Origin of the sequence: Streptomyces sp. RerS4 (assembly GCF_023515955.1) — a bacterium.
GTDB lineage: Bacteria > Actinomycetota > Actinomycetes > Streptomycetales > Streptomycetaceae > Streptomyces.
In genome coordinates, this window is record NZ_CP097322.1 from 7,158,798 (window position 1) to 7,184,889 (window position 26,092).

A 26,092-nucleotide genomic window follows, 5' to 3' on the forward strand; every position below is an offset into this window, starting at 1 on the left:
GCGGGAGATACACCAGCTGTCACTGGCCGAAGCCCGGCTGACGGCCGCCGACCTGAGGAGAGTCGGCCTGGTCGGCACGTCTGTGGAAATGGCGCATCTGGCAGAAGGACTTCGCAAGCGGTCCGTCGCCACTACCCTCGCTCCGGCGTCCGCCTGACCGCCCACGAAGTTGCGAGGGCGGGTGGACAGACGGCGTGGGACGACGAGGTACCGAAGACCAACTGGGAACGGCCGGGCGGCACGCCCGAGGCCATGACGTCGAAGCTGACCAGCCTGCGTGATCAGTGGAACCAGACAACAAGCCGCACATTCTCCGCGCCGTGCACTTCGCTGAGCGTGCGCATCGCGGTCAATGCCCTGCCCCAGTCGCTCTCGTCGCCTGCCACCATGCCGCGCCTTCGCACGCCGGAGCTGTCCGTCTCCTCCCCGTCGACAGCGGCGACCTCAGAACCCGTTGTTGTTCCGAACCTATCGGAAGGCCGTCTGGAGCGGCTGGTGATCGCGCGGGAGACGGTGGGCGAGGTCCTGAACGGTCCGGCCGTTGCGGCCCGGGAGGCCGTGGTGAAGGAAGCGGATGAGGTTCCGGCGGGGGTGATGGTGGTGCCGCGTCGCCGTGAGGGCCTCTCGCCTCGTGTGCCTTGCCCTGGGCCGGGATGCGGTGCCCGGGAGGACGGGTTCTCAGCGTCCGCGGGCCGTCGGGGGCGGATACCAGCACCAAACAGCGGCCTGAGCGAGATACGGAGCACCCAGGCGCGCCAGATCGCTACGCGCTCCTCATGGACGGCGGCCGAGGGCCGTCTTGGGCTGGGACAGCCGCCGACGATCGCTACGCGCTCCTCACGGCTCAGCGTCTGCGACCTGTCTGGGGCGGATCTTGCTCGGCTGCATCTCAAGCCTGTGCTCAGAGCAGCTCGTCGAGCCCGAAGCCGAGCAGCGCTGTGGCCAACGACCCCAAGCAGGTGAAGAAGGCGAGTCGGCCATACCGAAGGGCGCGCACTGCGGCGTTGAAGCGCCGGATCTGTTCGATGTTCCCCGGGGAGGGGTGGTTACCGGTGACGAGGATCAATCCTCCGATCACGAACATGCTGAGCGCGACGAAGATGATGGCGGAGCTCCCTGCCACCGATCCCACATTCCGTTCCATGTAGATCGTGCCGTTGTCGCGGACCTCGATGCGGTCTCCCGGCACTGCCTCGTCGCTGACGAGCTCATGCTGCGGGTCGGCGGCCGAGCCGTCGGCAGCGCTGAACTGCCCCCAGCACCGCCGGGTCTCGCGCCGGTCGTCGGCGTCGCGGTCACGGTCGCTGTACGAGACGTCGACCCGGCAACCGGTAACGGTGAGGGTGCCTCCGGTGCCGGCAAGGCCCACGGATGTGGCGAAGGTTTGGGTGCCGTACGTGCCTATGAGTGTGGCGACGAGGAGTAGGGCGAGCCCGATGGCGCGGCTGAGGAGGCGGGACATGGTGCAGGAGACTACATCGCCACCCCCGAAACCGGAATCACTGCCTCCGTCTACAGGGGTGGCTCATGACCAGCCCCAGACCGGTGGCAGACGCCAAACCATGAGGAGTGCGTAGCGATCGTGCGCGCCTGCCGGCCCCGGAAGACTTCTGAACGCCACCTGCATTTCCGGGACCGCTTCCTTCAGCCACTCGGACTTCAGTGGGAATGCTCAACCTTCACTGCGACAGGACATGTGACTGAGCACTGCATCTGTCCAATGAGCACTGGACTTGTCGTGCTGTGTATGTGAGGTGGCGGGCAGGGTAGCCCTCGCCATGGCTGAGCCGGCTGGGCCGTTTCGCCCTGGAGTTCCTCTTACTCCGAGTCGGGTCGGCCCCAGTTCGGCGGCAGCAACGGCCATGAGCCGTGCCGGAGCCACTCGCCGAAGGTGACCGGTCGGGCACCGCCCGGGTGGTCGAGGGAAAGCGGGAGGATCAGGTCACAGGAGGCGCGGCCGTCCCACCACACCGTGCCGGCGAGGGGACCTGACACCGCCAGCAGCGTACTGAAGCCGCAGCCGTTCTCCTGGAGCAGCACGGCCCCGGCGGTCTTGGCGTCCTGGAAGACCTCGTACTCCTGGTCCCACGCGTCGTAGGCCGCGATGTGCTCCCGCACGTCCGTGAAGTCCTCCGGGAGCGGTTCGCGCGCGGCCAGCTCGTCTTCCGCCCGCGCGTACGAGTCGGGGTGGGGGAAGGGCAACCGCACCAACTCCGCGGGCCAGTACCAGTCGAACCCCCAATCCCAACCGGATTCCACCCGGCGCGGCCGGAACACCTGCTGGGCGGGCGCCTCCTCCTGCAGACACGCCCGGTACTCGGCGGGGAAGGAAACCCCGAGCTCACGCTCGACCAGGGCGACCTCGGACTCGGTCAAGGGCGATGACACCGACGACTGACGCATGCCCCGAAGCTACCCCGACCCCCGGAAACCCCGCGCACCCCCTTGGCCCACACGCAACTCCGCACCGCTGACCCCGGCCCCGACTCGGGCCCCCGCCCCGGCCTCGGGCCTCGGCTCTGGCTCTGACCCCCGATGCAGAGGCGCACGCCGGCCATGCCCCGCCGTGCACAGAGCGCGCACCGTTGAGAATGGACGTTGTCCAGGCCGTTCATCTGTCGCGCTCGGTCACAAGCGGTGCCCGATACCGGGCGATCTTGGAAGGGGGCGCCGGGTGAAGGGAGGCGGTTCGCCGGCGGTTTCGGCTCCACCGGCACGGGGGAGTGGAGCCTGGTTCCGGCCACGGGCATCGCCCGGCGGGACGCGCCGTCGGAGTGCGGCCCCCGTGGCGGCCCTGGTGGCCAGGGCCGCACCCTGTGCTTCCGAACGCACGCCGTAGCCGGAGGCGCCGGTGCGGCTGTTCGAGAGCTGCGGCCGGGGGAGTCTGTCAGGCGAGATCCGAAAGGGGAAGGCCGCCCAGCAGTCCGCGGTGGTGAGTCTGCCCGGTCACATGCCCGGCTGCGCGCCGGTCGAGCAGACCGGCTTCGCGGAGAAGGGCCGGCAGCCGGCGTCCCGGTACTCGGCAGGCTCCGCGGCCGCCGCCTCTGCGGTCGCGGGCGCGGAACCGGCGTTCGCCACGCGGATCACCGCCGACGCGCTGATCCCCCGCGATCTTCATGCCGTCCTCTTCGACGCGGTGGCTCCCGCCTGGGAGCCAGCACGCACGGCCGTGCTGCGCGCGGCCGCTCGGACGCCCGGCGTGGCCGTCACCGTCCTCACCGAACTACCACGCCGCCCGGCAGCGGCCCCGTCCCCGGTTCACGGAGGAGCAGAAGCCCGGAGCGGCGATCCCGTTCCGGTCCCGCGTGACGTACGTGAGCGAGTCCGTGTGCCGCCGGCCTGTCAGTCGGATCGGGCAGACTGGGCCGCGACTGTTGGACCGAGGGTGCGGGGTGGGGGCCATGGGCGGCAACGGCAACGGCGACGGCGACGGGGTTGCGGACGACCTGCGGGAGGGTGCTTGGCTGGAGAGCGGACCCCGCGGGGCGGCCCTGATCCACACCCTGCTGGGATCCTTCAAACGAGGCGCGGTCGCGATCTCCCCGGACGGGCGGCACGGCCTGTGCGGCGGCGGGAACGAGCCGGTACGGCTGTGGGAGCTCGCCACGGGAACGCTCTTGCGGACCCTGGGGACCCGTGGCACGGGGGAGAGCGGAGTCGCCATCCCAGGGAACTGGGTGCTGGCGTGCGGCGGCGGGAAGTTCATGCGGTGCACGGTCAACGGCGCGGTGGCCTGGATCGACACCCGCAACCCGCTGGGCCGGCAGGCCCGATTGAGAGGCCCGTACTTCGATCGCAGCCAGGGCGCGATGGACGGCCGAGGAACGGTCGCCTTCAGCGGCACCGGCCGCTTCGCCCTGGGTGTCTGTGGAGACTTCGCCTTGCGGATATGGGACCTCTCGGACGGAACGTGCACACGGACGCTGACCGGCCACACGGTCATCGCGACCACGGTATGGCTCAGCCCGGACGCACGCCGGGCGGTGTCGGCCGGCCTCGACGGCGAGATCCGGGTCTGGGACGTGGACAGCGGGGAGTGCGCCGCGTTCCCGAACCCGGGCTCATGGGTCTCCTCCGTGTGCCTGAGCCCCAACGGCCGCCTCGTGCTTGCCGTAGGGGACCACCGGGGCTCCGCCCCCTCGGGCCGTACGCTCTGGGGCCGCAGGCGCCAGGACCGAACGCTCTGGCTTCTGGACGCCGCCACCGGTGACGTCGTACGCACCTTCGAAGACGTACGGGGCCGACGCACCCGCCCGCCAGGGCATCCCGACGACCGGTCCGACGAGGTCCTGACGGCCCGGTTCACCTCCGACGGCCGCTTCGCCGTCTCGGGCGAGGACGACGGCCGGATACGCATCTGGAACACGGCGACCGGTCGCTGCGTGCGGACCCTGGAAGGCCACACCGACGACGTCTACGGCATCGCCCTCACCCCCGACGACCGCTTCCTCCTATCAGGCAGCACAGACGGCACCCTGTGCCTGTGGGAACTCCACCGGTAGCCGACCGTCCACCACGACCCCGGAGCCGCGTGATGGTGCCCGCCACATCCTGAAGATCGGCTACCCGCACAAGGGAAGGTCGTGAAAGTGATCGTGGAGGAAGGTCTGGTCCGTCACCACACCACCAGCCAACTATGCCGAGCTTCTCCAACGGTGGGAGAACCACAACATCGCACGCAGCCTCGCCGCACTTGCCGCGTTCGTCCTCGTCATCGCACTCGCCGTCCGTACGGACACGGCGCCACCGACACCGGACCGCCGCCGACGTGCGCTTCCGGCGCAGCCGTAAGCCCCCTCCTGACGCATCGAACCGTCCGCCAGAGCAGCTCGTCCCCGAGGGCCTCGCCGGGGGGCGTACGCCCTCGCGGGGCAACCGGTGCGGGCCGCCCGCCTCCTCGGCACGGCGTCCCGGGCCTGGGAATCCTCCGGTGCCCCGCTCCCGCAGGCAGAACGCGGCGACGTCGAGCGCATCACCGCCGCGGTCCTCGCGGCTCTGGGCACCGAGGCCTTCGACGCCGCGTTCTCCTCCGGCATCGACCTATCGCGCGATGCTCACCGCCCGGCTGCCGCAGGCCGGATCAACGGAAGGCATCGGCGTTCTCCGAAGCCCGCCGGATACTTGGTGACGGCTTGGCAGGGGGCAGGGTCAGGTGGCTCGACACAAGGAGGGCGCATGGATTCCGATGGGCACCGGTACGGGTTCCGTTGCCACGTGGCGCGGTCGGTAGGACCACCCACTCTTCTCGACGTGACCGGGGTGAACGTTCTCACCCAGGCCGGTGGCATAGCCTGCTTCTGGATCCGGAAGTACGTTCCACGGGAAACGTCTGGTTCTTTCCCTTTCACGGTCCGACGTCCAGGTTCTGGATGATCCGCGCGGCCGGAACACCTACCAGGTTCGAGCGGTCGACGGTCAGAACGCGCCGGCGTCTCACGGATGTGCTGCCAATCTGGTAGATGCTCTGCTTCTAGCCGAGGACATACTGGTCTCCACCGGTACATGCGCAGCTGTGGAGGTCCGTCGAGGCCGTTCCCTCGTCGCACTTTTGAACCGCGAGGACCTGGGCCACATTTCCATGCTCCCTTCCTCAGTCCATCGCGTCCGCACGTGGACACGGCACGCCGGACCCGGTGCTGGACCGGCCGCTGCTCTGTTGACTGTCGCGCGATGTACGCCACAGCCCTGAATTGCCTTGCCCTGGTCGGCTCCCCGGGCTTCCTGTGCGTGGGTCTACGGTGACTTCATGCCTCACGACATCACACGCTTACATCACGTCGGCCACGTCGTCAGCGACATGGCCCAAGCCATAGCGCTCTACCGGCGGCTCGGATTTCACGTTCCGCCACCCAGCGTGCCGGCGCTGGCGCCCCGTGAGGGAACCGCGCCCGAGCCCTTCGGGGCAGCGAACACCCACGCCGACCTCTCCCGCAGCTTCGTCGAGTTGGTGACCCCGCTGAAGCCCGGGAACGGAGAGGGCCTGCCACCCGATGCGCGGATCGTTCCCCTCCAGGCGCCTCCGGAGAAGCTTCCCCTGCTCATGTCGCGAATCGAGGAGACCAGCGCCCAACTCGCCGGATGGCGCGATCGGTTCGAAGGACTTCACATCCTGATGTTTGCCTCGGCGGATGTCGACGGCACGGCGAACCGGCTCACTGCTGTCGGTGTCGAACACGGCGGGGTTAACACCGTAGGCCGACCAGTCGAGACCGCCAATGGCGTGCGCACGGAACCCGTCCGCTACTTGGAGATCGACGGTGCGCCAGAAGGCCGGGTCGGCGTCGTCGCCGACTTGGACCCGGAATTCCAGCACACCCGCCACCTCGACCACCCCAACGGCGCCCAGGACCTCGTCGAGGCGGTGCTGTGCGTACCTGACGGACAACTTCCCCTGGTGCGCGAGCGGTACGAGCGATATCTAGGAGGCTCGATCTCGGCAGAGGAGCCGGTCACCCTCCTGACCAGGGCCGCCCTCCTGGATCTGCTGCCGGGTGAGGATCCGCCCGCACTCCCGGCGCTCGTCTCCTGCACAGTTGCCGTCCCCGACATCGCTCGGGTGCGTGCGCTATTGGCAGAGAACGGACTGCCCGTGGGGGAGACTTCCCGAGGGGAGCTCTTCGTACCGGCTGAAGCGGCCCTCGGTGCCGCTCTGATCTTCCGGGAGATGTGAGAGGGAGCGACCGAGGTTCGGCGCATGAGCAGGTCTGTCCACCTCCTGAGCAGGGGGTGGGGAGTGGCAGGACTGTGGCGGACATTTCGTGACGCTGTCGGCGTACTGGCCGATGAACGTGCCCAAGCCGGTGGGCTGCGGTAGGTGCAGAAGTGGCTTGGTGCGACCCTGCTCGCATGAGCCTCGATAGCGATTACTGGCAGCGCTGGATAGCGCCGTTGCTGACCTTCCTTGCTGCTGACGCTTCGGACCAGCAGGTCTGGGCCAGCGAGCACCAGGTGAGGACCGCAACCGCCGCCGTCGCAGAAGAAGTCGAGTTCAGCCTCCATCTGGCGACGGGAATGGCGGACCGAGGAACCTTCGAATCGGAAGCCCTGCAGGATCTGCAGGCCATCGGTCGGCTCGTCGGTGAGACGGACGGCTGTGGTCACGCCGGCCGGTGGGCCGACGCACTGGCTGCCGATGCCACCTGGGGCGAGGTGCGGACTCTGGCTCGCCGGATCCTCGTCGCCCGGCTGGGTGACTGGCGTCAGCCACTGCCGCGCCGGGTGCTGCCTCAACACGTCTACGACTGAGCACTTTGATCTGGTTCACCTGCACGCCGACAGAGGGTCACGGTGGCCGGCCAAGATCGATCAGCTGGCTCCGATCCCGGGCGCACCAGCCCGAATCACGGATCGCTGCCGCCAGTCAGATGGTGCCGCAGCAGCCTGGTTACCGCCTCCCGTACGGGTTCGGCGCGCACCGCGCGGGCGTCGCCGACTGCGGGCCGTGCCCGAGCGGAAAGCTCGCCGGCGAGGCCGGCCATCCGGGCCGAGGTGGGGAACGGGGGCGACCGTCGCCATCCCAGGTCGGGTGGTCGGATCAGGGGGCCCAGGGCAGTCGTACGGCCTCGATCTCCCAGTCGTTGAGGAGGGCCTCGACGAGCGGGGCCGGGCCGGCGACCTTGGTGGCCCACAAGTCGTAGTCCGTACACAGGACCCAGGACCGGTCGTGGGCCCAGAGGTTGGACGGGCCGCACGAGTCTTCTTCGGGGTGGTCGTAGAGGGCCTCGGCATCTGCGAGCCGGCCGGCCCGGACGTGCAGGTTGTCGAAGTCCTCGGCCCCGAGCACGAGCGGGGTGTAGTAGGCCAGGCAGCGGGTGTCCGCGCCTTGCGGGCTGTGCTCGATGAGGATCTCGACCAGCCGGTTCCAGTCGGAGCGGCCCTGGGCCGCCCTCGGACGGACCCGTGATGCCGACAGGCCAGCCGCCCGGCTCGCGGAGCGAAGGGAAGGATGTGTGGCAGGGCAGAAGTCTCTCGGCGACCAGGGGATCGCCGGTCCGCCGGGCGAGCTCTGCCCAGCGCAGGCGGCGGTCCGAGGGGTTGGTGCCGCGGGGTCGAGACCCGGGATGATCTCGGGACTGGCGCTGTTCCTGTTCAGGAAGGCCCGCAGGTACTCGACGTACGACATGTCGAAGGGCCCGAGCTCGCGCACATCCGGTGCTGCTCAGGCGCCTGTCCGGTCTGGCCGCGGCTGTCCTCTCGGTGTAGTCATCACGAAAGAGCGGTCAGCGCCCTTTGGTTGGCCTTCCGTTCCTGGGACGGGATGGTCGAGCCCTTCGCATGGTTGGGCGGCCCAGGGGTGGCGGGCCTCACTCTCGTCATCGCCGGCCAGATCCATCTCGACTCCAGACAGCACGGCATTCATCTGGCCCTGGCACGGACAACCCCGTCCACCCTGCGTTACACCGCGCTGCCGTGGGCTTGGCCGGCGAGCTGGCTGAAGCCACGCCGGTCGGGGACCACGACGGTCCTCGTGGGCTTGGTTGCCGTCCCGGATGCCTGGCAGAAGATCTCCGTAGAGGGTCTGACACTCGGCTACGGCGCATCGTCCTACGGCCGAATCTCCCCTGCATTGCCGCGTCCCCGCGTCGCGGATCCCGCCTGTCTGAAGGGGATGGCCAGTATCCGGTGCAGCGGACTGACTCCGCCGCCGGCCGAGCACCACGCGAAAGCCGCCGCCCAAGCCGGCCGCGACCGGCCACTACTGCTCGCCGTAGACGCCACGCCGACGCCAGGTCCGACACCCGCGGCACCGTCTCCCGTAGCGGTGGATGCAGACCCGCTTCCGGCGCTCCTTGCCGCTGCGCATGCCGGGCAGCACGGCCGGGCCACGTCGCTCGCCGCACAGTGGGAGGGATGGGCCGTGCACACCTACGGGCCGCGATCCGCTGAGGCCGTCCACTGGCTGGACCGGGCCCGTCACCAGTGGCAGCGGATTCCGGACCAGCGCAGGGCCAGGGAGCTCGGCCCTCACCTCGTCGCTCTGCGCCGCCGCGTCCCCGGCCAGCGGTCGGAAGCCACGGAGGCCGTGCAGCTCAGACTCGACCTGCTGCACACCATGCCGGGGCCCCACCGAGTCCGACATCCCAAGGGCGGCGGTGGGGCGCCCGGCCTCTTCCCACCGCTTCAGCCAGTCGTGGAGCTCGTCAGGGACGGGGTCAGGGGCGTCGGCGAGGGCCCCAAGGCGCGCGTCCCCGACGTAAGGCAGCCTATGAGGCCGCGCAGGGCCGAACGGCGACGAAATCGGTGTAGTGGTCGCGGTAGGTCTCCGTGAATGTCAGAGGCGGGCACAGCGATGCCCGCCGGAGCATGACGGCGGCGTCCTCGGGGAGGATGTAGCGCGCTTTCTCGTAGGCGGCGAGCTTGGCGGCGAAGGCTCTGAGGTAGGCCCGGTGGGTGGGGAAGCCCAACTGCTGCACCGTTCGCACGTTGTCGTAGCTACCGACGAAGCCCGTGATGAACCGGGCCTCGCCGAGCTCGACGAACGGCAGCCGGGGAACGCGCCGACCGGTGCGGTCCTCGGTGATCGCGTTGCCGGTGGCGTCACGGGCGATGGTGCCGTCGTCCAGCGTGCGCAGCTGGGTACTCGTCGGAGGGACGGAATTCTTGCGCACCCAGTCATGTCCCTGGAGGAAGTGTGCGCGCAGGGCGGGCACGAAGGTCGCCGGGGTCAGGCCGCGCACCGGGAACGGCAGGTCCAGCGGGGCATCGAGTGGGTCCGGGATGTGCGGGCTTCCCGCCACGACATAGAACCGGTAGCGCTTGGGGGCGACGCCGCGGTCGAGCAGGCTCGTCGAGTCGTCGAACTCCGAGTTCACAACGATGATCTTGCCGGTGTACCGGCCGGCGACCAGGTCGGCCTGGGGGTCGAAGCCCTCCGTGGTGATCGGCACTGCCAGGTCGAACACACCGTTCGCGGCTCCCGAATGAATCAGTCGCATGATCGGGTAGGAGCTGTCTGAGAAACCGGTGGCGTATCGTCGGGACACCTTGCCCACCAAGGGACGCGCTTGCGAGAGCGCCTTCGCGAACTCGGTGATGATCTCGTCGTCCGTCCTGGCGCCCTCGTCCTCGACGCCGCCTTCGATGAAGGTGCCGGGTACCGACGGGTCGAGGATGCGGTTGCCCAGTGTGCTCCAGCCGATGCCTGCGTGCACGAATCCGCGGCGGAAGAGGAAATCCGGGCGCAGGTATACATCGAGGGCGCCGAGGCCGACGACGAAGTGTGACGGTTCGACGACGACTGTGCCGTTGGTGCGGCTGGTGTCCGCCGGCGCGCTGATCCGGTAGGGCACGCGGAATCGCCCGGTCGAGGTGGCGCCCTCGAAGACGCCGTCGTACCGGACGTAGCTGATTCCGCCGAACGATCCGAGCTGCGTGACGGTGGGCCGGCTGAGCCGGTCCTCGGTCGCCCCGCCGTCCGGTGTGGCGGTGCTGTCTGCGGCAGGCATGGTCGGGTGGGCGACGCGCTGCACGGCCTCTCCGGTCGGCGCCGCGAGAACCATGGTCAGGATTGCCAGCAGCAGTGCTCGCAGGGCCAGCTTTGCTCGCGCTGCGCCCATGTGATCGCGGCCGTCCGCCAACCGGGCGTCACCGCGTGGATTGTGCCTGAACATCAGGTGCTTCTCCTCTTGGCGTCCGAGGGACCATCGACCCGGTCCCCCGTGCGCATGTGGTGATCAACGGGGACGGAGCAAGCCGATCACCTTCGCCCGCTTCCGGCCTTCCGGCAGGGACCAACCGGACGAATTCGCCGAGAGTCGAGAGGGGCGACCGTCCGACGACCACACCCCCTCTCTCACAAACGACCCTTGATCGGGCAGATCCAAAGGCCTGCCGCTGTTCGTCATGCTCACCCCGGCCGACATGCGCGAAGCGTTCCTCTCTAACAGCGGTTTGGCCGATGTGAGGAGGCCCTGCCGTCGAAGGGTGCGGCTCCAACCTGCCCGGACAACACAGCTAGGTCCTTGAAGGGTCGGTCTTGACTGGCGGTTTGCCAAGGTAGGTGTCGATGAGGTGTTCGACGACGTCGTGGTGGCTATGGCGGCGGCGGTAGGCGGTTCGCTGGCGGTCGGCCCCATTGGCTTGTTCGGCATGTTGCCGGCGGGCCGTCCGGACGTGTGTGCGGTCGGTGGGGGACAAGGGGGGCAGGGCGGTGTTCCAGAGTTGCTCAAGATATCGGGTGGCCGGTTGGAGGCGGCCCGAGGGCAGATCGATGCTCTGGCCCCGCACGCCGTCGCGGGCGGCGCGCCAGTAAGCAGCCCGGAGCATCTCCGGCTGGGGCCGCGGCGCGGAGCGTCCATCGCGTACGGAGCTCAGGCCCGCGGCGCTGAGGCCTTTTACCGCGGCGACCAAGAGGAGGGTGTCGTCGACGGTGGGGGCGGCGTCGGCGACACGGACTTCCAGGGTCGGCACGTGGTGGGAGGGGCGGATGTCCCAGTACACGCCACCGCGGTCCAGGAGGGTATGGCTGGTGATGAGCCGGCCGACGAGGTCTTCGTAGTGGGCGGCGGACTCGAAGTAGGGCGGGGGCCCGGCCACGGGCCAGCGTCCCCAGGCCAAGGTGCGCCAGCTGTCATAGCCGGTGTCCTGGCCGTCCCAGTAAGGAGAGTTGCCGCCCAGCGCGATCAGCGCCGGCAGCCAGGGCCGCAAATGGTTGCTGACCGCGAGCGCGGTCGCCAAGTCGGGGATCTCCACATGGATGTGGCAGGCGCATACGGTCTGTTCGTGGTCCAAGGCGCGGAAGGTGGCCAGGCTCTGCGCGTAGCGTGCCCCGGCCGTGACCGGCGGGGGAGTGTGCTGCCCCAAGACAGGTGTTCCGCTGGAGATGACGCGCAGCCCCAGGCGTGCGGCGGCGCGTGCGACGGCGTGGCGGGTGTGGAGCAGATCCTCCCCGAGGGCCGTGAGGGTGGTGTGGGGATCGGTACGCACCTCGACCTGATAACGGGTCAGTTCGGTGGTGACCCGGGCGCCGAGCTCCGCGGCCGCTGCGGCGACGACCTTGTCCGCCCGGGTACTGAGCTGTCGGGAGACCGGGTCCACCACGAGGTACTCCTCCTCCACACCCACCCGCATCACGGGCGCGCCCCTGCGGGAGGAGGGGGCGCTGCCCGCCGGTGAAGGGGCGGGGCGGATGTCCACTTCTCGCTCTTCATGGCAATCAGTCTGTCACTTACGGTGATCCCGCCAGGAGAGTGTCGGCCACAAGGAGCGCATGTGAGGCAGCGGACAGAGGTCCTCGTCATCGGCGGCGGCCCGGCCGGCTCGACCGCCGCCGGCCTACTGGCCCGACAAGGGATCGAGGTGACCCTCCTCGAACGCGACCACTTCCCCCGCTACCACGTCGGTGAATCACTCTTGCCGTCGCTCCTGCCCCTCCTGGACGTCCTGGGTGCGCGGGAGACGGTCGAGGCACACGGCTTCGTCCGCAAGACTGGCGCGTTATACGGTTGGGGCGGCCAGGAGTGGTCCCTGGGCTTCGACGAGCCCGGCCGGCCGGCCGCCTACAGCTTCCAGGTCATCCGCAGCGAGTTCGATCACCTCCTGCTGTCCCACGCCCGCCACCAGGGCGCCGACGTCCGCGAAGGCGTCACCGTCCGTCGCATCGACTTCGAAGACGGCCGCCCCACCGCCGCCCTGTGGTCCGACGAGGGCGGCCGCCAGGGCCGCATCACCTTCGGCCACCTCATCGACGCCTCGGGTCGGGCCGGGGTCCTGGCCGCCCGCCGGCTGCGCGACCGGCGCTTCCACGACGTGTTCCGCAACGTGGCCGCCTGGGGGTACTGGCGCGACGCCCAACCCCTGCCCCGCGCCCCTGAAGGCGCCATCGGAGTGTTCTCCCTACCTCAGCACGGCTGGCTGTGGGCCATCCCCCTGCACGACGACACCCTCAGCGTGGGTCTGGTCACCGACAAAATCTCCTTCAACAAGGCCCGCCGCACCCACGGCTCCATCGAGGCCGTCTACCACCGGGCCCTGACCGAACAACCCCTGCTGAGTCCCGTCCTCGATCAGGCCTACCTGTCAACGGGTCTGAAAGTCGAGAGCGACTACTCCTACGTCAGCCGCAACTTCTGCGGCCCCGGCTACTTCCTGACCGGCGACGCCGCCTGCTTCCTCGACCCCCTGCTGTCCACCGGCGTCCACCTCGCCATGTACAGCGCCACTCTCACCGCCGCATGTCTGGCGAGCATTCGGGCCGGCGACATCGACGAAGAACACGCTCGCCGCTTCTACCAAAACGCCTACCGCCACGCCTACGAACGGCTCCTCATCCTCGTCAGCGCCTTCTACCGCATTCACGACGGCCGTGACTCCTACTTCCGCACCGCCCAAACCCTCAGCCACCGCGACCAGCAGGAGCTACGTCTACACGAGTCCTTCCTCAACATCATCACCGGCACCGACGACCTCCACGACAGCCGGCACAGTCTTCTCGACCACCTCCACACCGCTCTCACCCGGCCCCGCCCCGGACACAGCGACCACGGTTTGGCCGGCCACGGCACCAGCGACATGCTGCCCCTGCCCACCCGCCCCGACCGTCCCACCGCCGGCCTCTACCTCGACCTCAACCCCCACCCCCGCCTACGCCACACAGCTCGGCCGTAGGAACACATGAGGACGAAGAAACGGCCTTCGGCAACCCCTCGGAGCAGAGCACTTATCAGACGGGATGTACTCCGGCTCCTCGCTCAAGGGCCGTGCGCGGCGCGCGACGGGAAGCGGCGACACAGCCGGAAGATCCTCGACTGGACGCGCTGGTGGAACACGAGCACCGCCCCACCGGCCTGAACGGCCGGACTCCCGCCGAGGCCTGGTCGGCCGATCCCACGCCGCTCTCGGACGTCCCCGAGCCGGCTTGGTGGGGGCTGATGCTGGAGGACGACGGCCGGGTACGGAAGCTGACCAGCAACGGGCTGCGCGTGCGCGGTCGTGACTACGGCGGAGCGTGGATGGCGGGTCAGGCCGGCCGTAGTGTCCGATCCGGCACGTGCCCCACCACGATCACGAGATCGAGGTCTGCGACCTGGGCGGCCGCCACCCGGGCACGGTTGGAGTGTCGGCGATGCGATAGCCCACTCCGGGCGTCGTCGTGATGACCGGTGGGCTGCCCAGTTTGCGGCGCAATCGGCTGATGGTGACGGTCACCGTGTTGGTGAAGGGGTCGGCGTTCTCGTCCCACACCTGTTCCAGGAGGTCTTCGGCGCTCAGGAAGCCTGGAGTGGCGCGCAGTAGCGCCTCCAAGACGGCGAACTCCTTGACGGACAGCTCCAGCGGACGGCCGTCACGCAAGGCCGTCCGGCGTACCGGGTCGAGTTCGAGGCCGGCGGCACGCAGTGCGCGGGCCCGGGCTGCCGGCCTGCGGCGGGCCAGGGACCGGATGCGCAGGATCAGCTCCGGGAAGTGGAAGGGCTTGGCGAGGTAGTCGTCGGCGCCGAGGGTGAGACCGCTGACCCGGTCGCCGGGCGCCCCGGCCGCGGTCAGCATCAACACCATCGCGCGGTCGTCCCGCTCGGTGATCATCTGGCAGAGCGTGTCGCCGTGAATGCCGGGCAGGTCGCGGTCGAGGACCACCACGTCGTACGCGTTCAGATCGAGCTTGGCGGCGGCGGCAAGACCGTCGTGCGCGAGGTCGACGGCCATTCCCTGATCCCGCAGTCCCTCGGCGACGACCTCGGCCAGCGACCGCGCGTCCTCCACGACCAGAACCCTCACCGCGTCACCCTTCCGCACCGGCTGCCGACGGCAGCGTCGCCGCAACGCGCAGACCACCCTCCGACCGGGCCAGAAGGGCGAGGCGGCCGCTGTGCGCCGCGATGATCGCCGCGACGATCGACAACCCCAGGCCGGAACTCCCCTCCGGCCCCGTCCGGTCGGCGCCGAGCCGCTCGAACGGCTGCGTCAGCCGGTCCACCTGGCCCTGGTCGAGGACGCGCCCGCCGGTCTCGACGACCAGGCGCGCCTCCGTGGCCGTGTGCTCGGTGGAGATCCGGATCCAGCCGCTCTCCTGGTTGTGCACGATCGCGTTGTCGACCATGTTCTCCACCATCCGGGACAGCAGCGCCTCATTACCGCGCGTCCAGACGTTCGCCCGCACCTCGTCGTTGACGGTCAGCGCCTTCGCGGCGATGTCGGCGGCCCGGGCGGTCAGCGCCTCCCGCGCCAGTTCGCCGAGCGACACGGGGGTCCGGTCGGCCAGGGTGCCGTGCTGCGCCCGTGCAAGGATGAGGAAGCCGTCCAGCAGGTGATCCACCCGGTCGAGCTCGGCCCGCAGCCGGCCGGCGAGTGCGACGGTCTGTGCCGTCGGCTCCGGTTTGACGACGACGACGTCCAGCGACGCCCGCATCGTCGCCAGCGGCGTACGCAGTTCGTGCGAGGCGTTGCCGACGAACCGGCGCTGTGCGACGAACGAGGCTTCGAGGCGTTCCAGAAGACCGTCGACCGTGTCGGCGAGTTCCTTGACCTCGTCGACAGGTCCGGCCACGGCGAGCCGCTGATGCAGGTTCTCGGCGGAGATCCGCCGTGTCGCCGCGGTGATCAGCCGCAGCGGGCGCAGGACCCGGCCGGCGAGGATCCGGCCGAGCAGGAGCGAGAAGCCCACCATCACCACCAGCGCGATCAGCGAGCCCGCCAGCAACCGGTGGTCCTGCTGCGCGTGCACGTCCGAGAGTTACCTCTCCAGATCCCGGATCTGCTGCTCGGCGGAGGCGAGGCCGGATCCGCCCGTCGGGACCGGTTCCGGAATCTGTTCGGGGGCGAGCGTGGTCACCCGGGTCCCGGACATCAGGTAGGTCAGGGCGAGCAGCACGATCCCGGACCCGAGGAACCCCCCGGCGTACAAGATCGTGAATCGTCGGCGGACGGTCCCGCCCCGCAGCTTGCCCATGGTCCACCATCCTTTCGTGTCCGGCCGGACTCAGCATGCCTGGCCATACCTAACAGCGATGTGACAGTTGCGGTTCGGACCACGTCATGGCCGGATCCGTAGACCAGAACCATGTTTCCGACCAACGAACAACTCCGGCGGGAGTGGGCCGAGTTCCGGCGTGCGAGCAGGCTGATCGCGATGGCGGTCGCGGCCCTGGCCGTCGTCGCCCTGGGTTTGCTCTACGCGTTCGGCAACCATGCCTCGTGCGGCGGCCCCTGCCCGGCCGAACCGACCGGGCCGGACGGCTCCCTGGTAAACGACCAGTTCTCTTTCCTGCACCGCGACATGGGCGCCGACGGCAGCATCACGGTCCGGATGACGTCCATGACGGGCACGATCACCTACCCGCCACCGAACCACGATCAGATCCTCCCGGGACTGGTGCCGTGGGCGAAGGCCGGGATCATCATCAAGGACGGTGTCCGCCCGGGATCCTCCTACGCGGCGCTGATGGTCACCGGCGGCCACGGCGTGCGGATGCAGTACGACTACCGTCACGACATCGCCGGCAGCGGCAGGGGGGTCACGAGCGAGGCGCCGCGCTGGCTGCGGCTGACCCGGTCAGGCGACACCGTCACCGGCCACGAGTCCGCCGACGGCACGAAGTGGACGAAGGTCGGCGCCGTGCGGCTGCCCGGACTTCCCGAGACGGTACAGGTCGGCCTGTTCGCCACGTCCCCCGGGGACCTGACGCTGCGGCGGACCGGCCTGGGCGGCGCCACGGAACAGGTGCGCTGGACGCAGGCCGGCGGCACCTTTGACAACATCGCCCTCCAGGGCACGGCCGCTGTCGGGGGCTGGAGCGATGACGCCGTCGGCGAGCGGAACCGGACGGACTGGGAGAAGTACCACCTGGCGTCCGGGGCGGTGGAGAAGAACGGCACGATCACCGTCACCGGCACCGGCGACATCGGCCCGGCGGGCGCCGAGGACGGCGCCCGCCCGGTGGAGCGCACCCTGGGCGGCCTGGCCCTGGCGTTGCTCGTCGTGCTCGTGGTCGCGGTGCGGTTCGCCACCACGGGGCACCGAGCCGGGCCTGCGGGCGGCGCGCCGGTCACCCGCCCCCGACTCGCGGCCAAGGCGATCGTCGTCGCAGCCGTCACGTTCGTGACCGCTCTCCTCGCCGTGGGCATGGTGATCCCGGTCGGCGTGACGATCCTGAAGAACAACGGGATTCCCGTCATCGGGGTGTCCGCGCTCACCGGAACGCGGGTCGTCGTCGGCACGGCCACTGTCCTCGCCCTCGCCGCCGTGCTCGCCCTCGCGCTCGGTTCCCTGCTGCGGCGTGCCTGGCTCGCGATCCTCGTCGCCGCCCTGGCGATCGCGGTCCCGTACGTCGTGACCATCGTCCCGCTGCCGGCCGACGGCCTGTCACAGTGGCTGCTGCGGGTCACTCCGGCCGCCGGCTTCGCCGTCCAGCAGACCCTCGTCGAATATCCGCAGGTCGTCGCACACTACGCCCCCTCCGCCGGATACTTCCCGCTTCCGTGGTGGGCAGGGATCGCAGTGCTGTGTGCGTACGCGACGACGCTCCTGGGGCTTGCTCTGAACCGCCTGCCGCAAAGCGGCGAACGGGCCGGGCGACCAGTGGACTGGAGGTAACCTCTGACGGCGCGGGAGCCCGTGAGCTCCCGCGCCGTCACCGCGTGCCGCCCGAATGCGGCTACGTCGCACTTCACCCGGGCGGAGGGAACTGGCGATCTCAGTGATGAGGGTGCGACCGATCCCGTGACGGCGGTGGGCGACCGCGACGGCCATCGTCAGGCAGGGCTGGTACCAGCCTGCGAGTGTTGCGGCGGGGTGTGGGGGTCGGGCACGAGCCAGCCGGCGAGGTCGAGTGGCCGGCGCTGCGCCCTGCGCCTGCCGGCCCGTCTGTCGCCGGCGCCGATCGGGGGCCGGCGACAGACGGGCCGGTAAGAGCCGCATCACCAACCGCAAACGAGCAGACAGGGCTTCGTGACGGCGGCCTTCTTCGGCCGGCGGGGCGCGGACTCGGACTTGTCGAGGTGTCCGTGCACCGCTGACCGCGGTACGCCGCACAGGTCGGCGAGCAGTTGGACCGCCCTCACGACCCCCGTCGCGCCTCGCGGCAGGTCTTCGCACACCGATTACGCCTTCTACGGGGCGCTGAAACCGGCCGCCCCGAACACTCCCGCACGCCCTGCCGCCACCGCTCCCGCCGCCGCCCGGCGGGGCAGGGCCGGATCCGGGGCGGACCGCAGGAGCAGCAGCTCGTGGTAGAGCGGGGCGGTCGCGGCGACCAGCAGCGCACGGGCGTCGACCGGACCCGGCAGCTCACCCCGCGCCGCGGCACGGACGGTGACCACCGCGCAGCGCGCGTAGCGGCCCTCCCAGAAGCGGGACAGGGCGCCGGCCGCCTCGGCCGAGCGGAATCCCGCGGCGATCAGGGCCGTGGTCACGTTCGGGCCGCCGCCGGCGAGGGCCTCGTACACCTCCTGGTTGAGGGCGGTCAGGTCCCCCTCCAGTGACCCCGTGTCGGGCGGGCTCCAAGTGTCGTCGGACGCCGCGCCGAGGACGTCCGCCAGCAGGCCTCCGACGTCACGCCACCGCCGGTAGACCGTGGTGCGGTGCACCCCGGCGCGTTCGGCGACGGCGTCGACGGTGAGCCCGTCGTACCCGCCCTCGACCAGCAGTTCCCCCACGGCCTCCAGGACCTGCGCGCGGACCCGGGCGCTGCGGCCGCCCGGACGGGGCCGGGGGGTGTCCTGTTCGGAGTGGTTCGAGTGGCCGGATTCTTCGCTTGCTCGTGCGCTGGCATCCATGCAACGATCTTAACGCAACAGTCGTCGCGATAAGGAGTCCTCCGATGGTTTCCCTGGCTCTCTCCCGCTCCCCTTCACCTGACCTCCAGCCCGCCCCCGAACCCCTGGAGCCGCTGCATGACCGCACAGCTCACCGCGCTTGACCTGACCAAGTCCTACAACGGCCGCCCCGTCCTCGACTCCGTCGACTGCTCCGTCCCCGACGGCACCCGCCTGGGCATCGTCGGCGAGAACGGATCCGGCAAGTCCACCCTGCTCCGGCTGCTGGCAGGCGTCGAGCTCCCCGACCGGGGTACGGTCACCGTCCGCGCCGACGGCGGCGTCGGATACCTCGCCCAGGAGGAGACCCTGCCCGCCGGCATGACGGTGCAGCAGGTCGTCGACCGCTCCCTTGCCGAACTGCACGCCATGGAAGACCGGATGCGCCGGCTGGAGGCCCGCATGGCGGACGGCGACACCACGGACGAGGTCCTCGCCTCCTACGCCGACCTGCTCACCGCCTTCGAACTGCGCGGCGGGTACGAGGCCGACGCCCGGGTCGAGCGCGCCCTGCACGGCCTCGGCTTGCTCGGCCTGCCCCGCGACCGCACCGCCGGCGCCCTCTCCGGCGGCGAACAGGTCCGGCTCCGGCTGGCCGCGCTGCTGGCCTCCTCACCCGAGGTACTACTGCTCGACGAGCCCACCAACCACCTCGACGGGGCAGCCCTGACCTGGCTCGAGGACCACCTGTGCGCCCGCCGCGGCATCACCGTAGCCGTCTCCCACGACCGGGAGTTCCTCGAGCGCGTCGCCACCTGCCTGCTGGAGGTCGACGGCGACCTGCACCGGACGGTGCGCTACGGCAACGGCTACGCCGGCTACCTCGCGGAGCGGGCGGCCGACCGGCAGCGCCGCGCCCAGGCCCATGCCGCCTGGTGCGCGGAGGCGGACCGGCTGCGCGAGTCCGCCGCCGTCACCGCCCGCCGGGTCGCTCCCGGCCGGGCGATCAAGGACGGCAACAAGATGGCCTACGACCGCGCGGCCGGCCGGGTGCAGCAGTCGCTGGCGAGCAGGGTGCGCAACGCCGAGGAGCGGCTGGCCCGCCTGTTGGCCGATCCGGTCCCGGCGCCGGCCGAGCCCCTGCGGTTCACCCCCGTACCGCGCACCGCCGACCGACCCGGCACGGGCCGGCCGCACGGCGCCTCCCCGGACCGGAAGGGCGTGGTGCTCGCGGCCGACGGCATCGCGGTGGCGGGACGGCTCGCGCCCCTGGACCTGACCCTGTCGGCCGGCGGCAGGCTGCTGGTCACCGGCCCGAACGGGGCGGGCAAGAGCACCCTGCTCGGCGTCCTCGCCGGGACGGTCACTCCCGACCGGGGGCAAGTCGTACGGCGGGGCCGGACCGGCCTCCTGGCGCAGCGGACCGACGCGGGAGCAGGCGCCCGGACCCTTCTCGCCGCGTTCGCCGAGGGCCGCCCCGGCACGACCGAGGAGCACGCCGAGCGGCTGCTGTCGCTCGGCCTGTTCGCCCCGGAGCGGCTCACCGCTCGGGTCGTCACGTTGTCGGCCGGCCAGCGGCAGCGCCTGGCCCTGGCCAGGCTGGTCACCGAACCCGCCGACGTGCTGCTGCTGGACGAGCCCACGAACCACCTCTCGCCCGCGCTGGCCGAGGAACTGCAGGCGGCGCTGGCCTCCTTCGCGGGTGCCGTGGTCGTCGTCAGCCACGACCGGCGGCTGTGCGCCCGCTGGCAGGGTGAACGGCTCGGCCTGCACGCCCCGGAGTCGGCCGCCGTGACGGCATGACGCCACGCCTCCCACCACACCCCCGTTCCACGAAGGAGTCCGCTTGACGAACACCACCTCCGCGCGCCTGCTCCACACGTACACCGTCACCACCCCCGGGTCGGGCCCGTACGGCCTGACCGCCGGGCCCGACGGCAACCTCTGGTGCACCCTCGTGCACGGCGGACGCGTCGCTCGGCTCTCCCCGGACGGGCAGCTCGACGAGTTCGCACTCGATTCGCCCGACTGCGGCCCGTCCCTGATCGCTCCCGGCCCCGACGGCGCGCTCTGGTTCACTCGGAACCGGGACCACCGGATCGGCCGCGTCACCCCCGACGGGCAGTCGCGCTCGTACGCCCTGCCCGGCGCCGGATCCGGACCGTACGGGCTCACCGCCGGACCGGACGGCGCGCTCTGGTTCACCGAGCTGCACACGGACCGCGTCGGCCGGATCACCCCGGAAGGGGAGGTCACCGAGTACCCGCTGCCGTGCGAGGGCGCCTTCCCGTCCTTCATCACGGCCGCGCCCGACGGCGACCTGTGGTGCACGCTCAACCAGGCGGACGCCCTCGCACGGATCACCGTGGCAGGCGACGTCCGGCTGTACCCGCTGCCCACGCCCGGCACGGCCCCCGTGGGGCTCGCGGCGTCGCCGGACGGTTCCCTGTGGTTCGCCGGGATCGGCGCGGGCCTGATCGGGAGGATGACGCCGGACGGTCGGGTCACCGAGTACGCGCCGGCGGACGCGCAGAGCCGGCCCCACGCGGTGGCGGTGGCCCCGGACGGTTCCTGCTGGTTCACCGAGTGGGCCGCCGGACGGATCGGGAGGGTCTCCCCGGACGGGCGGATCACCGAGGTCCCCCTCCCGGACCCCGGCTGCGAACCGCACGGGCTGGCTTTCGGCCCGGACGGCACGCTGTACGTCGCGCTGGAGAGCGGCGCGGTCACCCGGTGGGACGTGAGCGGGGACTGACCGGGGCGTGTGGCGGAGGTGGTCTAAAGGGTGTTGCAGAAGGTCTGTCTCCTTTCTGGCGGCAGTCGCGGAGGATCTTCCAGTTCTTCCGCGCACTGCGGGAGGACAACGGCCGGCTTCGCGAGCGCGTCGCCGTCTATGCCCAGGTCATCCACGAACTGCGCACCGAGCTGGACCGGCGCACCGACATCAGAGGTCAGCGCAGCCTCGTCCGGACTCTGCCCACCAGCGCCACCTGTTGCGCGAGGCTCCGGGGCGCTGTCAGGGACCCTTTGCACTCTCGCGGGGGTCGGTAGCCGTGATCTGCTCAACGAACCGCCGTACCTGTTGCTCGACGGGCTCCTGCGCAGTCACGGACATGACGTGCCAGCGGTACGTACCGCCTTCGTCGAACTGGCTGGTGACGAAGGGCATGATTACGTCAGCAGACTTCCCCCGCTCTTGCACACGGATGCCGTGCACGAACGGCTGGCAGTCCCACCGCTTGTACCAGTCGGTTGCAGCGATCCGGTGGGCCAGTAGACGGGCCGCCGTGTCTACGGGCTCCTCCCAGCTGTGGTCAGCTACCACCCGAGCCAGTTCGGCGTCGTACTGTGAGGCGTCGAAGCGGACCTCCGGTGGGACAGGGACCCGGATGTCGTTGGTGTTCTCCCAGCTCACCCACTCGACGTGATCGCCACGACGCTGGATGGTGACGAACACCCCTCCACAGCAATCGGTGACGCAGTCGTTGTTCGACAGTTCGACACGGCGAGGCTCGCGAGCGGCCCACAGCGGCCACGTCTCCGATGAACCGAGCCACATCTGCTGATAGCAGCTTGAATCGCCGTCCGGATGTATCTCCTCCAGCACGTCCTGGTCGTCGATCAAAGGACGTATGCCGGCCCCCTTCATGATCGCCTGCGGGTGCGGAAGGACAGGACGGAGAGCAAGGACGCTCACCGGCGCAACGTGTTCCATGCCGCCCATGATCCCCGATCAGGAGCGCAGGATGGGAGCCCCGTCGGTGGGCCTGAGCCCCACCTCTGTCTGAGCGCTGGCGTATGAACCGGCTCGGCACTCAGCGCAGCGAGCCGACAACAGCTCGAGTAGGCGAGAGAACCGGGGGGCGCCACAGGGCCTGGACACTCACAGAAATCCCTGGTCATCGGATCCGACAACTCGGACGCGACATCGTGATGGAGCACATGCGCGCCCACCTCCCCCGCGTGCTGAAGACACCGCAGTGAAGCAGGCACTGGTTCGCTGAACTACGCGTCGCGCCATGCGTCGGTGACACAGCCGACCTCGAAGTGCCACCACCCGTCCTCCACGCCACGGACGAGCAGCGCCTTGATCCCAGCAAGATCTGCATCAGCCGGCACGGTGAAGGCGACCAATGGGAACTCCTCGCTGAAGACCTCACCGCCCAAGCCGAACAGCGACAGCCGCTCGTGCACAGCGCGTGCGCTTCGTCCCAGTGGGCCGGATGCAACGGGCAGGACCCGGATGGTGCAGTTGCCCGACGCCTCCACCCGTTCCTTCGACCAGTGGAGACCGTCTGCATCCGTCACGAACCGCACGATCTCGCCCTCGGCCACCCCGTTCTGCAGGAAGGGAACGTTCTCCACCCGAGCGGTATCGGCGCTCAGCCTCGTTGCCCACAGTCCCTCGGTGTCATGGGGAAGCCAGCCTTCACGCGGCACAAACCGGAACCACACCTTGATCCGGTTGTTCTCGGCGGCGAGGAGCTCGGATGGAGTCATAGAGGTCACGGTCCAGATGATCGCGCACTCACCGTCACACATCGAACGCAGGTGCGGCCGTCCTTAGTGCCGCCGGCTCGGCTACACCGACCGAGGCTGGCTGCGTCGCGAGACGACCGCGATCCTCGGCGCCTGGCAGGCGGCCTACGCGATGCTCACCCACCGCCGCGCTCGTCGCGGCGCAGTGCCCCGGGGGTGAGCCGCGCCGGGCTTTGCCACGGGGTGGGTTGTAGTGGACGACTTGCTCGCCGCAGGGGCCGGCGGCGTAGACACCTTGATGGTGTCGATAAACGGCGGTGATCAATCCTTGGATGGTGATCTTGATGGGCTGGGCGGCTCGTACACTGACGAAAATGGAGGACCACACGGCCACCGGGATCGGTGCACATCCGGCGCCCGCCTTGCGGCAGTACGTCGACTCGTATGTCGGTTTCGACCTCCGCGGGCTCCCGGCGGGGGTGCACTGCGGCCCGCCGAGCCGCGCGCTCACTGCGGTGATCAGCCTGGCAGATCCTTTGGAGGTGGCGGCGGGCGTTGACGACGGGTCGCCGGTCACCCGATTCGGCAGCGTGGCCGGTGGTCTGATGTGCCGGTCCGTCGCGATCCACCACGACGGGCGCCAGCAGGGTGTACGGGTATCGCTGACGCCGCTGGGGGCCCGGGCCATCTACGGCATGCCCGCCGCCGAGCTCGCCGACCGACTGGTCCCACTTGACGAGCTCTTAGGAGCGCTTGGCGTCGAGCTGGTCGACCGGCTCCGAGCGGCGACGACATGGGCGGCGCGGTTCGCCGTGCTGGACGAATTGCTCCTCCGAGCTGTCGGCCGTGGCGCCTGCGGCGACCATGTGCGCTGGGTGCACCCCGAGGTAGCCGAGGCGTGGCGCCGCCTCGTCGCCGCGCGGGGTTGCGTCCAGGTCGGTGCGGTCGCCGCGGAACTCGGCTGGAGCCGTCGGTACCTCACCGAGCGGTTTCGCGGTGAGACGGGCCTGTCGCCGAAGACCCTTGCCCGCGTCTTGCGCTTCGAGCACGCGCACGAACTGGCGGCGGCGCACGACCCGCTCCCGTGGGCCGATGTGGCAGCCGTGTCCGGCTACGCCGACCAGGCCCATCTCGTGCGGGACTGGCGCGAGTTCACGGGCCGTTCGCCGACGGCCTGGCGTCGCGGCGAAGTCCTCCTCGGAGCCGGGTAGTCGCCAACCATCCGCCCGTCGCGTCGACTTCTGTTCCCTTTTCTTCAAGACCGCCCGATCGCTGCCGTGGACGATCGTCGGTATGAGACTCGTCAACCACGAACGCAATGCCATGGACCTGCGGACCACCCCCGTGCACCTCGGACTGGGATCGAGAGCGAAACCCGTCGAGGGCTTCGCCTGGGATCCGGAGGTGCTCCAGGCCTACAGCGCCGCGGTCGCGACAGATGGCGCCGAGGGCCGGATGGTGATGATCTTCGACGGCGAGGGCCCGGGTGACCATTGGGAGAGCCACCCTGCAGGCGACGAACTGGTCGTTTGCCTCAGCGGGGCCGTGACGGTCACCCGCGACGTGGACGGGGTGGCCGAACGCGTTCTGCTCGGGCCGGGCGAGGCCACCATCAACCCGGCCGGGGTATGGCACGTGGTCGACATGGAGGGGCCGACGTCCCTCCTGGCCATCACCGCGAGCCTCGGCACCGACCACCGTCCTCGGACCGACACCCGCCCGACCGAACGCATCGGCACGCCCGGCCCGGGGGAAGCGCAGTGACGACACGCATCGCGTGCCTCGGCGACAGCCTCACGCGCGCGCAGTTCAGCGTCGACTACCTGGATCTTCTCGGACGACGTCACCCTCCCGGTGACGTGCAGCTTGCCCGCTTCGGCGCCAACGGCGACTTCGCCTACAACCTCTTGCAGCGCCTCGATGCCGTCGTCGCGGACCCGCCCGATGTGATCACCGTGTTGATCGGGACCAACGACGCCCGAGCAAGCCTTGCCGGCTACCCCGTCGAGCAGGCCATGAAGCGCAAACAGCTCCCCGATCGCCCGTCAGCCGGCTGGTTCCAACAGTGCCTGGGGGCCGTCGTCGCACGGCTGCGAGCGGAGACCGACGCCACGATCGCTCTGCTGTCGCTACCCGTACTCGGACAACAACTCGATGGAGCAGCGGCACAGGCATCGCAGGCGTACAGCAGGATGATCGCCGAGGTCGCCGCCACCAACGAGGTCGCCTACCTTCCGCTCCACGAACGCCAGATCGAGGAACTGCGCCAAGCGGACCCGCCGCCGATCCCATACCGGGAGGTGACGCCCGCGGCGGTCGTCGGCGTCCTGGTCCAGCACGCAGTGCTGCGCCGCAGCCTCGACACGATCTCGCGGCGCCGAGGTCTCGTGCTCACGACCGACCACATCCACCAGAACAGCCGCGGCGCCACCCTTATCGCCGAGGTCATCGACGCCGGTCTGCTGACCCAGAGCGCATAGCTGGTTCCCGCGCCCGGCCAGTCGGATGCCATCTCCCGCCGGCGGTGCGCCGGCCGTCGACGGGGGGTTGGCGAAGGCGGACCGGCGCGGCCTGGGCGACGACGGCGTCCTGCTCGGGTACGTGGTCGCCCTGCCCGGCGCATCCATGAGCGGGCAAGAGAACGGGCACTTGGGAACGTTGGCCCTTTCGACGACGACACCGCGGCGGACTTCTCTGCCGGACCGCCGGCCGGTGACCGATGTGGCGCCCGGTCACCGGTGACCAGTTGGCACCCGCGATCAATCGCGGACCGAGCGGTAAGCGGGGGCGCGGGACAGCCTCGAACAGCCTTCGCGTGGGGGAAACAGAAAAAAGAGGCTATAGGTCACGTTAATGATGCTTATGGCCTCTTTTCGTCAGGGTGTGTGGCTCCTGACGTATCTCCCTGGCGGGCAACCGCGCCCGA

At 70.1% G+C, this 26,092-nt stretch carries 22 protein-coding genes; 10 read left to right on the forward strand and 12 right to left on the reverse strand.

Features of this window, described 5'->3' with window-relative positions; all coding sequences use genetic code 11:
• Positions 1-901: 901 nt before the first annotated feature.
• The 3 genes from M4D82_RS32195 to M4D82_RS34165 all read right to left on the reverse strand — a co-directional run bounded on the left by M4D82_RS32195 (position 902) and on the right by M4D82_RS34165 (position 3,078).
• Positions 902-1,462, reverse strand: a complete 561-nt coding sequence (locus M4D82_RS32195; protein ID WP_249771075.1) for a hypothetical protein — start codon at positions 1,460-1,462, stop codon at positions 902-904.
• A 356-nt stretch (positions 1,463-1,818) separates the two neighbouring features.
• Positions 1,819-2,376 (reverse strand): SMI1/KNR4 family protein, encoded by a 558-nt coding sequence (locus tag M4D82_RS32200; protein WP_249771077.1) that lies wholly within the window; start codon positions 2,374-2,376, stop codon positions 1,819-1,821.
• A 570-nt stretch (positions 2,377-2,946) separates the two neighbouring features.
• Positions 2,947-3,078, reverse strand: coding sequence for a hypothetical protein (locus M4D82_RS34165; RefSeq protein ID WP_283844529.1), 132 nt, complete (start codon positions 3,076-3,078; stop codon positions 2,947-2,949).
• A gap of 323 nt (positions 3,079-3,401) precedes the next feature.
• Between M4D82_RS34165 and M4D82_RS32205 the strand changes: the two genes are divergently transcribed.
• The 3 genes from M4D82_RS32205 (at position 3,402) to M4D82_RS32215 (ending at position 7,245) form a co-directional block, all read left to right on the forward strand.
• Positions 3,402-4,502, forward strand: coding sequence for a WD40 repeat domain-containing protein (locus M4D82_RS32205; protein ID WP_249771079.1), 1,101 nt, complete (start codon positions 3,402-3,404; stop codon positions 4,500-4,502).
• Positions 4,503-5,746: 1,244 nt separating this feature from the next.
• On the forward strand, positions 5,747-6,670 hold the full coding sequence (locus M4D82_RS32210) for a VOC family protein (RefSeq protein WP_249771081.1): 924 nt from the start codon (positions 5,747-5,749) through the stop codon (positions 6,668-6,670).
• Between the two features lie 176 nt (positions 6,671-6,846).
• On the forward strand, positions 6,847-7,245 hold the full coding sequence (locus M4D82_RS32215) for a hypothetical protein (protein WP_249771083.1): 399 nt from the start codon (positions 6,847-6,849) through the stop codon (positions 7,243-7,245).
• Positions 7,246-7,534: 289 nt separating this feature from the next.
• Here M4D82_RS32215 and M4D82_RS32220 read toward each other — a convergent pair whose 3' ends face one another.
• From M4D82_RS32220 to M4D82_RS32230, 3 genes are all read right to left on the reverse strand, one after another.
• Positions 7,535-8,146 carry a hypothetical protein gene (locus M4D82_RS32220; RefSeq protein ID WP_249771085.1) on the reverse strand — a complete coding sequence of 204 codons (612 nt, stop codon included), beginning with the start codon at positions 8,144-8,146 and terminating at the stop codon, positions 7,535-7,537.
• Positions 8,147-9,203: 1,057 nt separating this feature from the next.
• Positions 9,204-10,610 carry an alpha/beta hydrolase domain-containing protein gene (locus tag M4D82_RS32225; protein ID WP_249771087.1) on the reverse strand — a complete coding sequence of 469 codons (1,407 nt, stop codon included), beginning with the start codon at positions 10,608-10,610 and terminating at the stop codon, positions 9,204-9,206.
• Positions 10,611-10,953: 343 nt separating this feature from the next.
• The gene (locus M4D82_RS32230; protein WP_249771089.1) at positions 10,954-12,057 is read right to left on the reverse strand and encodes a carboxylate-amine ligase; all 1,104 of its coding nucleotides are present in this window, start codon (positions 12,055-12,057) and stop codon (positions 10,954-10,956) included.
• A gap of 153 nt (positions 12,058-12,210) precedes the next feature.
• On the opposite strand from M4D82_RS32230, the gene M4D82_RS32235 reads away from it, so the two are divergent.
• Positions 12,211-13,605 (forward strand): NAD(P)/FAD-dependent oxidoreductase, encoded by a 1,395-nt coding sequence (locus tag M4D82_RS32235; RefSeq protein WP_249771091.1) that lies wholly within the window; start codon positions 12,211-12,213, stop codon positions 13,603-13,605.
• A gap of 396 nt (positions 13,606-14,001) precedes the next feature.
• Here the strand turns inward: M4D82_RS32235 and M4D82_RS32245 are convergent, their stop codons facing one another.
• From M4D82_RS32245 to M4D82_RS32255, 3 genes are read right to left on the reverse strand one after another with little or no spacing between them, the layout of a single operon-like run.
• Complete coding sequence (locus tag M4D82_RS32245) at positions 14,002-14,712, reverse strand: response regulator transcription factor (RefSeq protein WP_249771093.1); 711 nt, start codon at positions 14,710-14,712, stop codon at positions 14,002-14,004.
• A 4-nt stretch (positions 14,713-14,716) separates the two neighbouring features.
• Complete coding sequence (locus M4D82_RS32250) at positions 14,717-15,658, reverse strand: sensor histidine kinase (RefSeq protein WP_249771095.1); 942 nt, start codon at positions 15,656-15,658, stop codon at positions 14,717-14,719.
• Between the two features lie 9 nt (positions 15,659-15,667).
• Entirely contained in the window at positions 15,668-15,883 is a 216-nt protein-coding gene (locus M4D82_RS32255) for a hypothetical protein (RefSeq protein ID WP_249771097.1), read from the reverse strand.
• Positions 15,884-15,994: 111 nt separating this feature from the next.
• Between M4D82_RS32255 and M4D82_RS32260 the strand changes: the two genes are divergently transcribed.
• On the forward strand, positions 15,995-17,527 hold the full coding sequence (locus tag M4D82_RS32260) for a DUF1349 domain-containing protein (protein ID WP_249771099.1): 1,533 nt from the start codon (positions 15,995-15,997) through the stop codon (positions 17,525-17,527).
• Between the two features lie 515 nt (positions 17,528-18,042).
• On the opposite strand, the gene M4D82_RS32265 is transcribed toward M4D82_RS32260, so the two are convergent.
• Complete coding sequence (locus M4D82_RS32265; RefSeq protein ID WP_249771101.1) at positions 18,043-18,708, reverse strand: TetR/AcrR family transcriptional regulator; 666 nt, start codon at positions 18,706-18,708, stop codon at positions 18,043-18,045.
• Between the two features lie 117 nt (positions 18,709-18,825).
• Here M4D82_RS32265 and M4D82_RS32270 point away from each other — a divergent pair, with 117 nt between their 5' ends.
• Together M4D82_RS32270 and M4D82_RS32275 are read left to right on the forward strand one after the other, a co-directional pair.
• On the forward strand, positions 18,826-20,490 hold the full coding sequence (locus M4D82_RS32270; RefSeq protein ID WP_249771103.1) for an ABC-F family ATP-binding cassette domain-containing protein: 1,665 nt from the start codon (positions 18,826-18,828) through the stop codon (positions 20,488-20,490).
• 43 nt (positions 20,491-20,533) lie between these two features.
• Positions 20,534-21,442, forward strand: a complete 909-nt coding sequence (locus tag M4D82_RS32275) for a Vgb family protein (protein WP_249771105.1) — start codon at positions 20,534-20,536, stop codon at positions 21,440-21,442.
• Positions 21,443-21,703: 261 nt separating this feature from the next.
• On the opposite strand, the gene M4D82_RS32280 is transcribed toward M4D82_RS32275, so the two are convergent.
• Positions 21,704-22,402, reverse strand: a complete 699-nt coding sequence (locus tag M4D82_RS32280) for a hypothetical protein (RefSeq protein ID WP_249771107.1) — start codon at positions 22,400-22,402, stop codon at positions 21,704-21,706.
• Positions 22,403-22,692: 290 nt separating this feature from the next.
• Complete coding sequence (locus tag M4D82_RS32285) at positions 22,693-23,187, reverse strand: DUF4265 domain-containing protein (protein WP_249771108.1); 495 nt, start codon at positions 23,185-23,187, stop codon at positions 22,693-22,695.
• Between the two features lie 353 nt (positions 23,188-23,540).
• On the opposite strand from M4D82_RS32285, the gene M4D82_RS32290 reads away from it, so the two are divergent.
• From M4D82_RS32290 to M4D82_RS32300, 3 genes are all read left to right on the forward strand, one after another.
• Positions 23,541-24,377 (forward strand): helix-turn-helix domain-containing protein, encoded by an 837-nt coding sequence (locus M4D82_RS32290; protein ID WP_249771110.1) that lies wholly within the window; start codon positions 23,541-23,543, stop codon positions 24,375-24,377.
• Between the two features lie 82 nt (positions 24,378-24,459).
• Positions 24,460-24,930, forward strand: a complete 471-nt coding sequence (locus M4D82_RS32295) for a cupin domain-containing protein (RefSeq protein ID WP_249771112.1) — start codon at positions 24,460-24,462, stop codon at positions 24,928-24,930.
• On the forward strand, positions 24,927-25,646 hold the full coding sequence (locus M4D82_RS32300; RefSeq protein ID WP_249771114.1) for an SGNH/GDSL hydrolase family protein: 720 nt from the start codon (positions 24,927-24,929) through the stop codon (positions 25,644-25,646). Before M4D82_RS32295 ends, M4D82_RS32300 begins: the two co-directional genes overlap by 4 nt.
• The last annotated feature ends 446 nt before the right edge of the window (positions 25,647-26,092 follow it).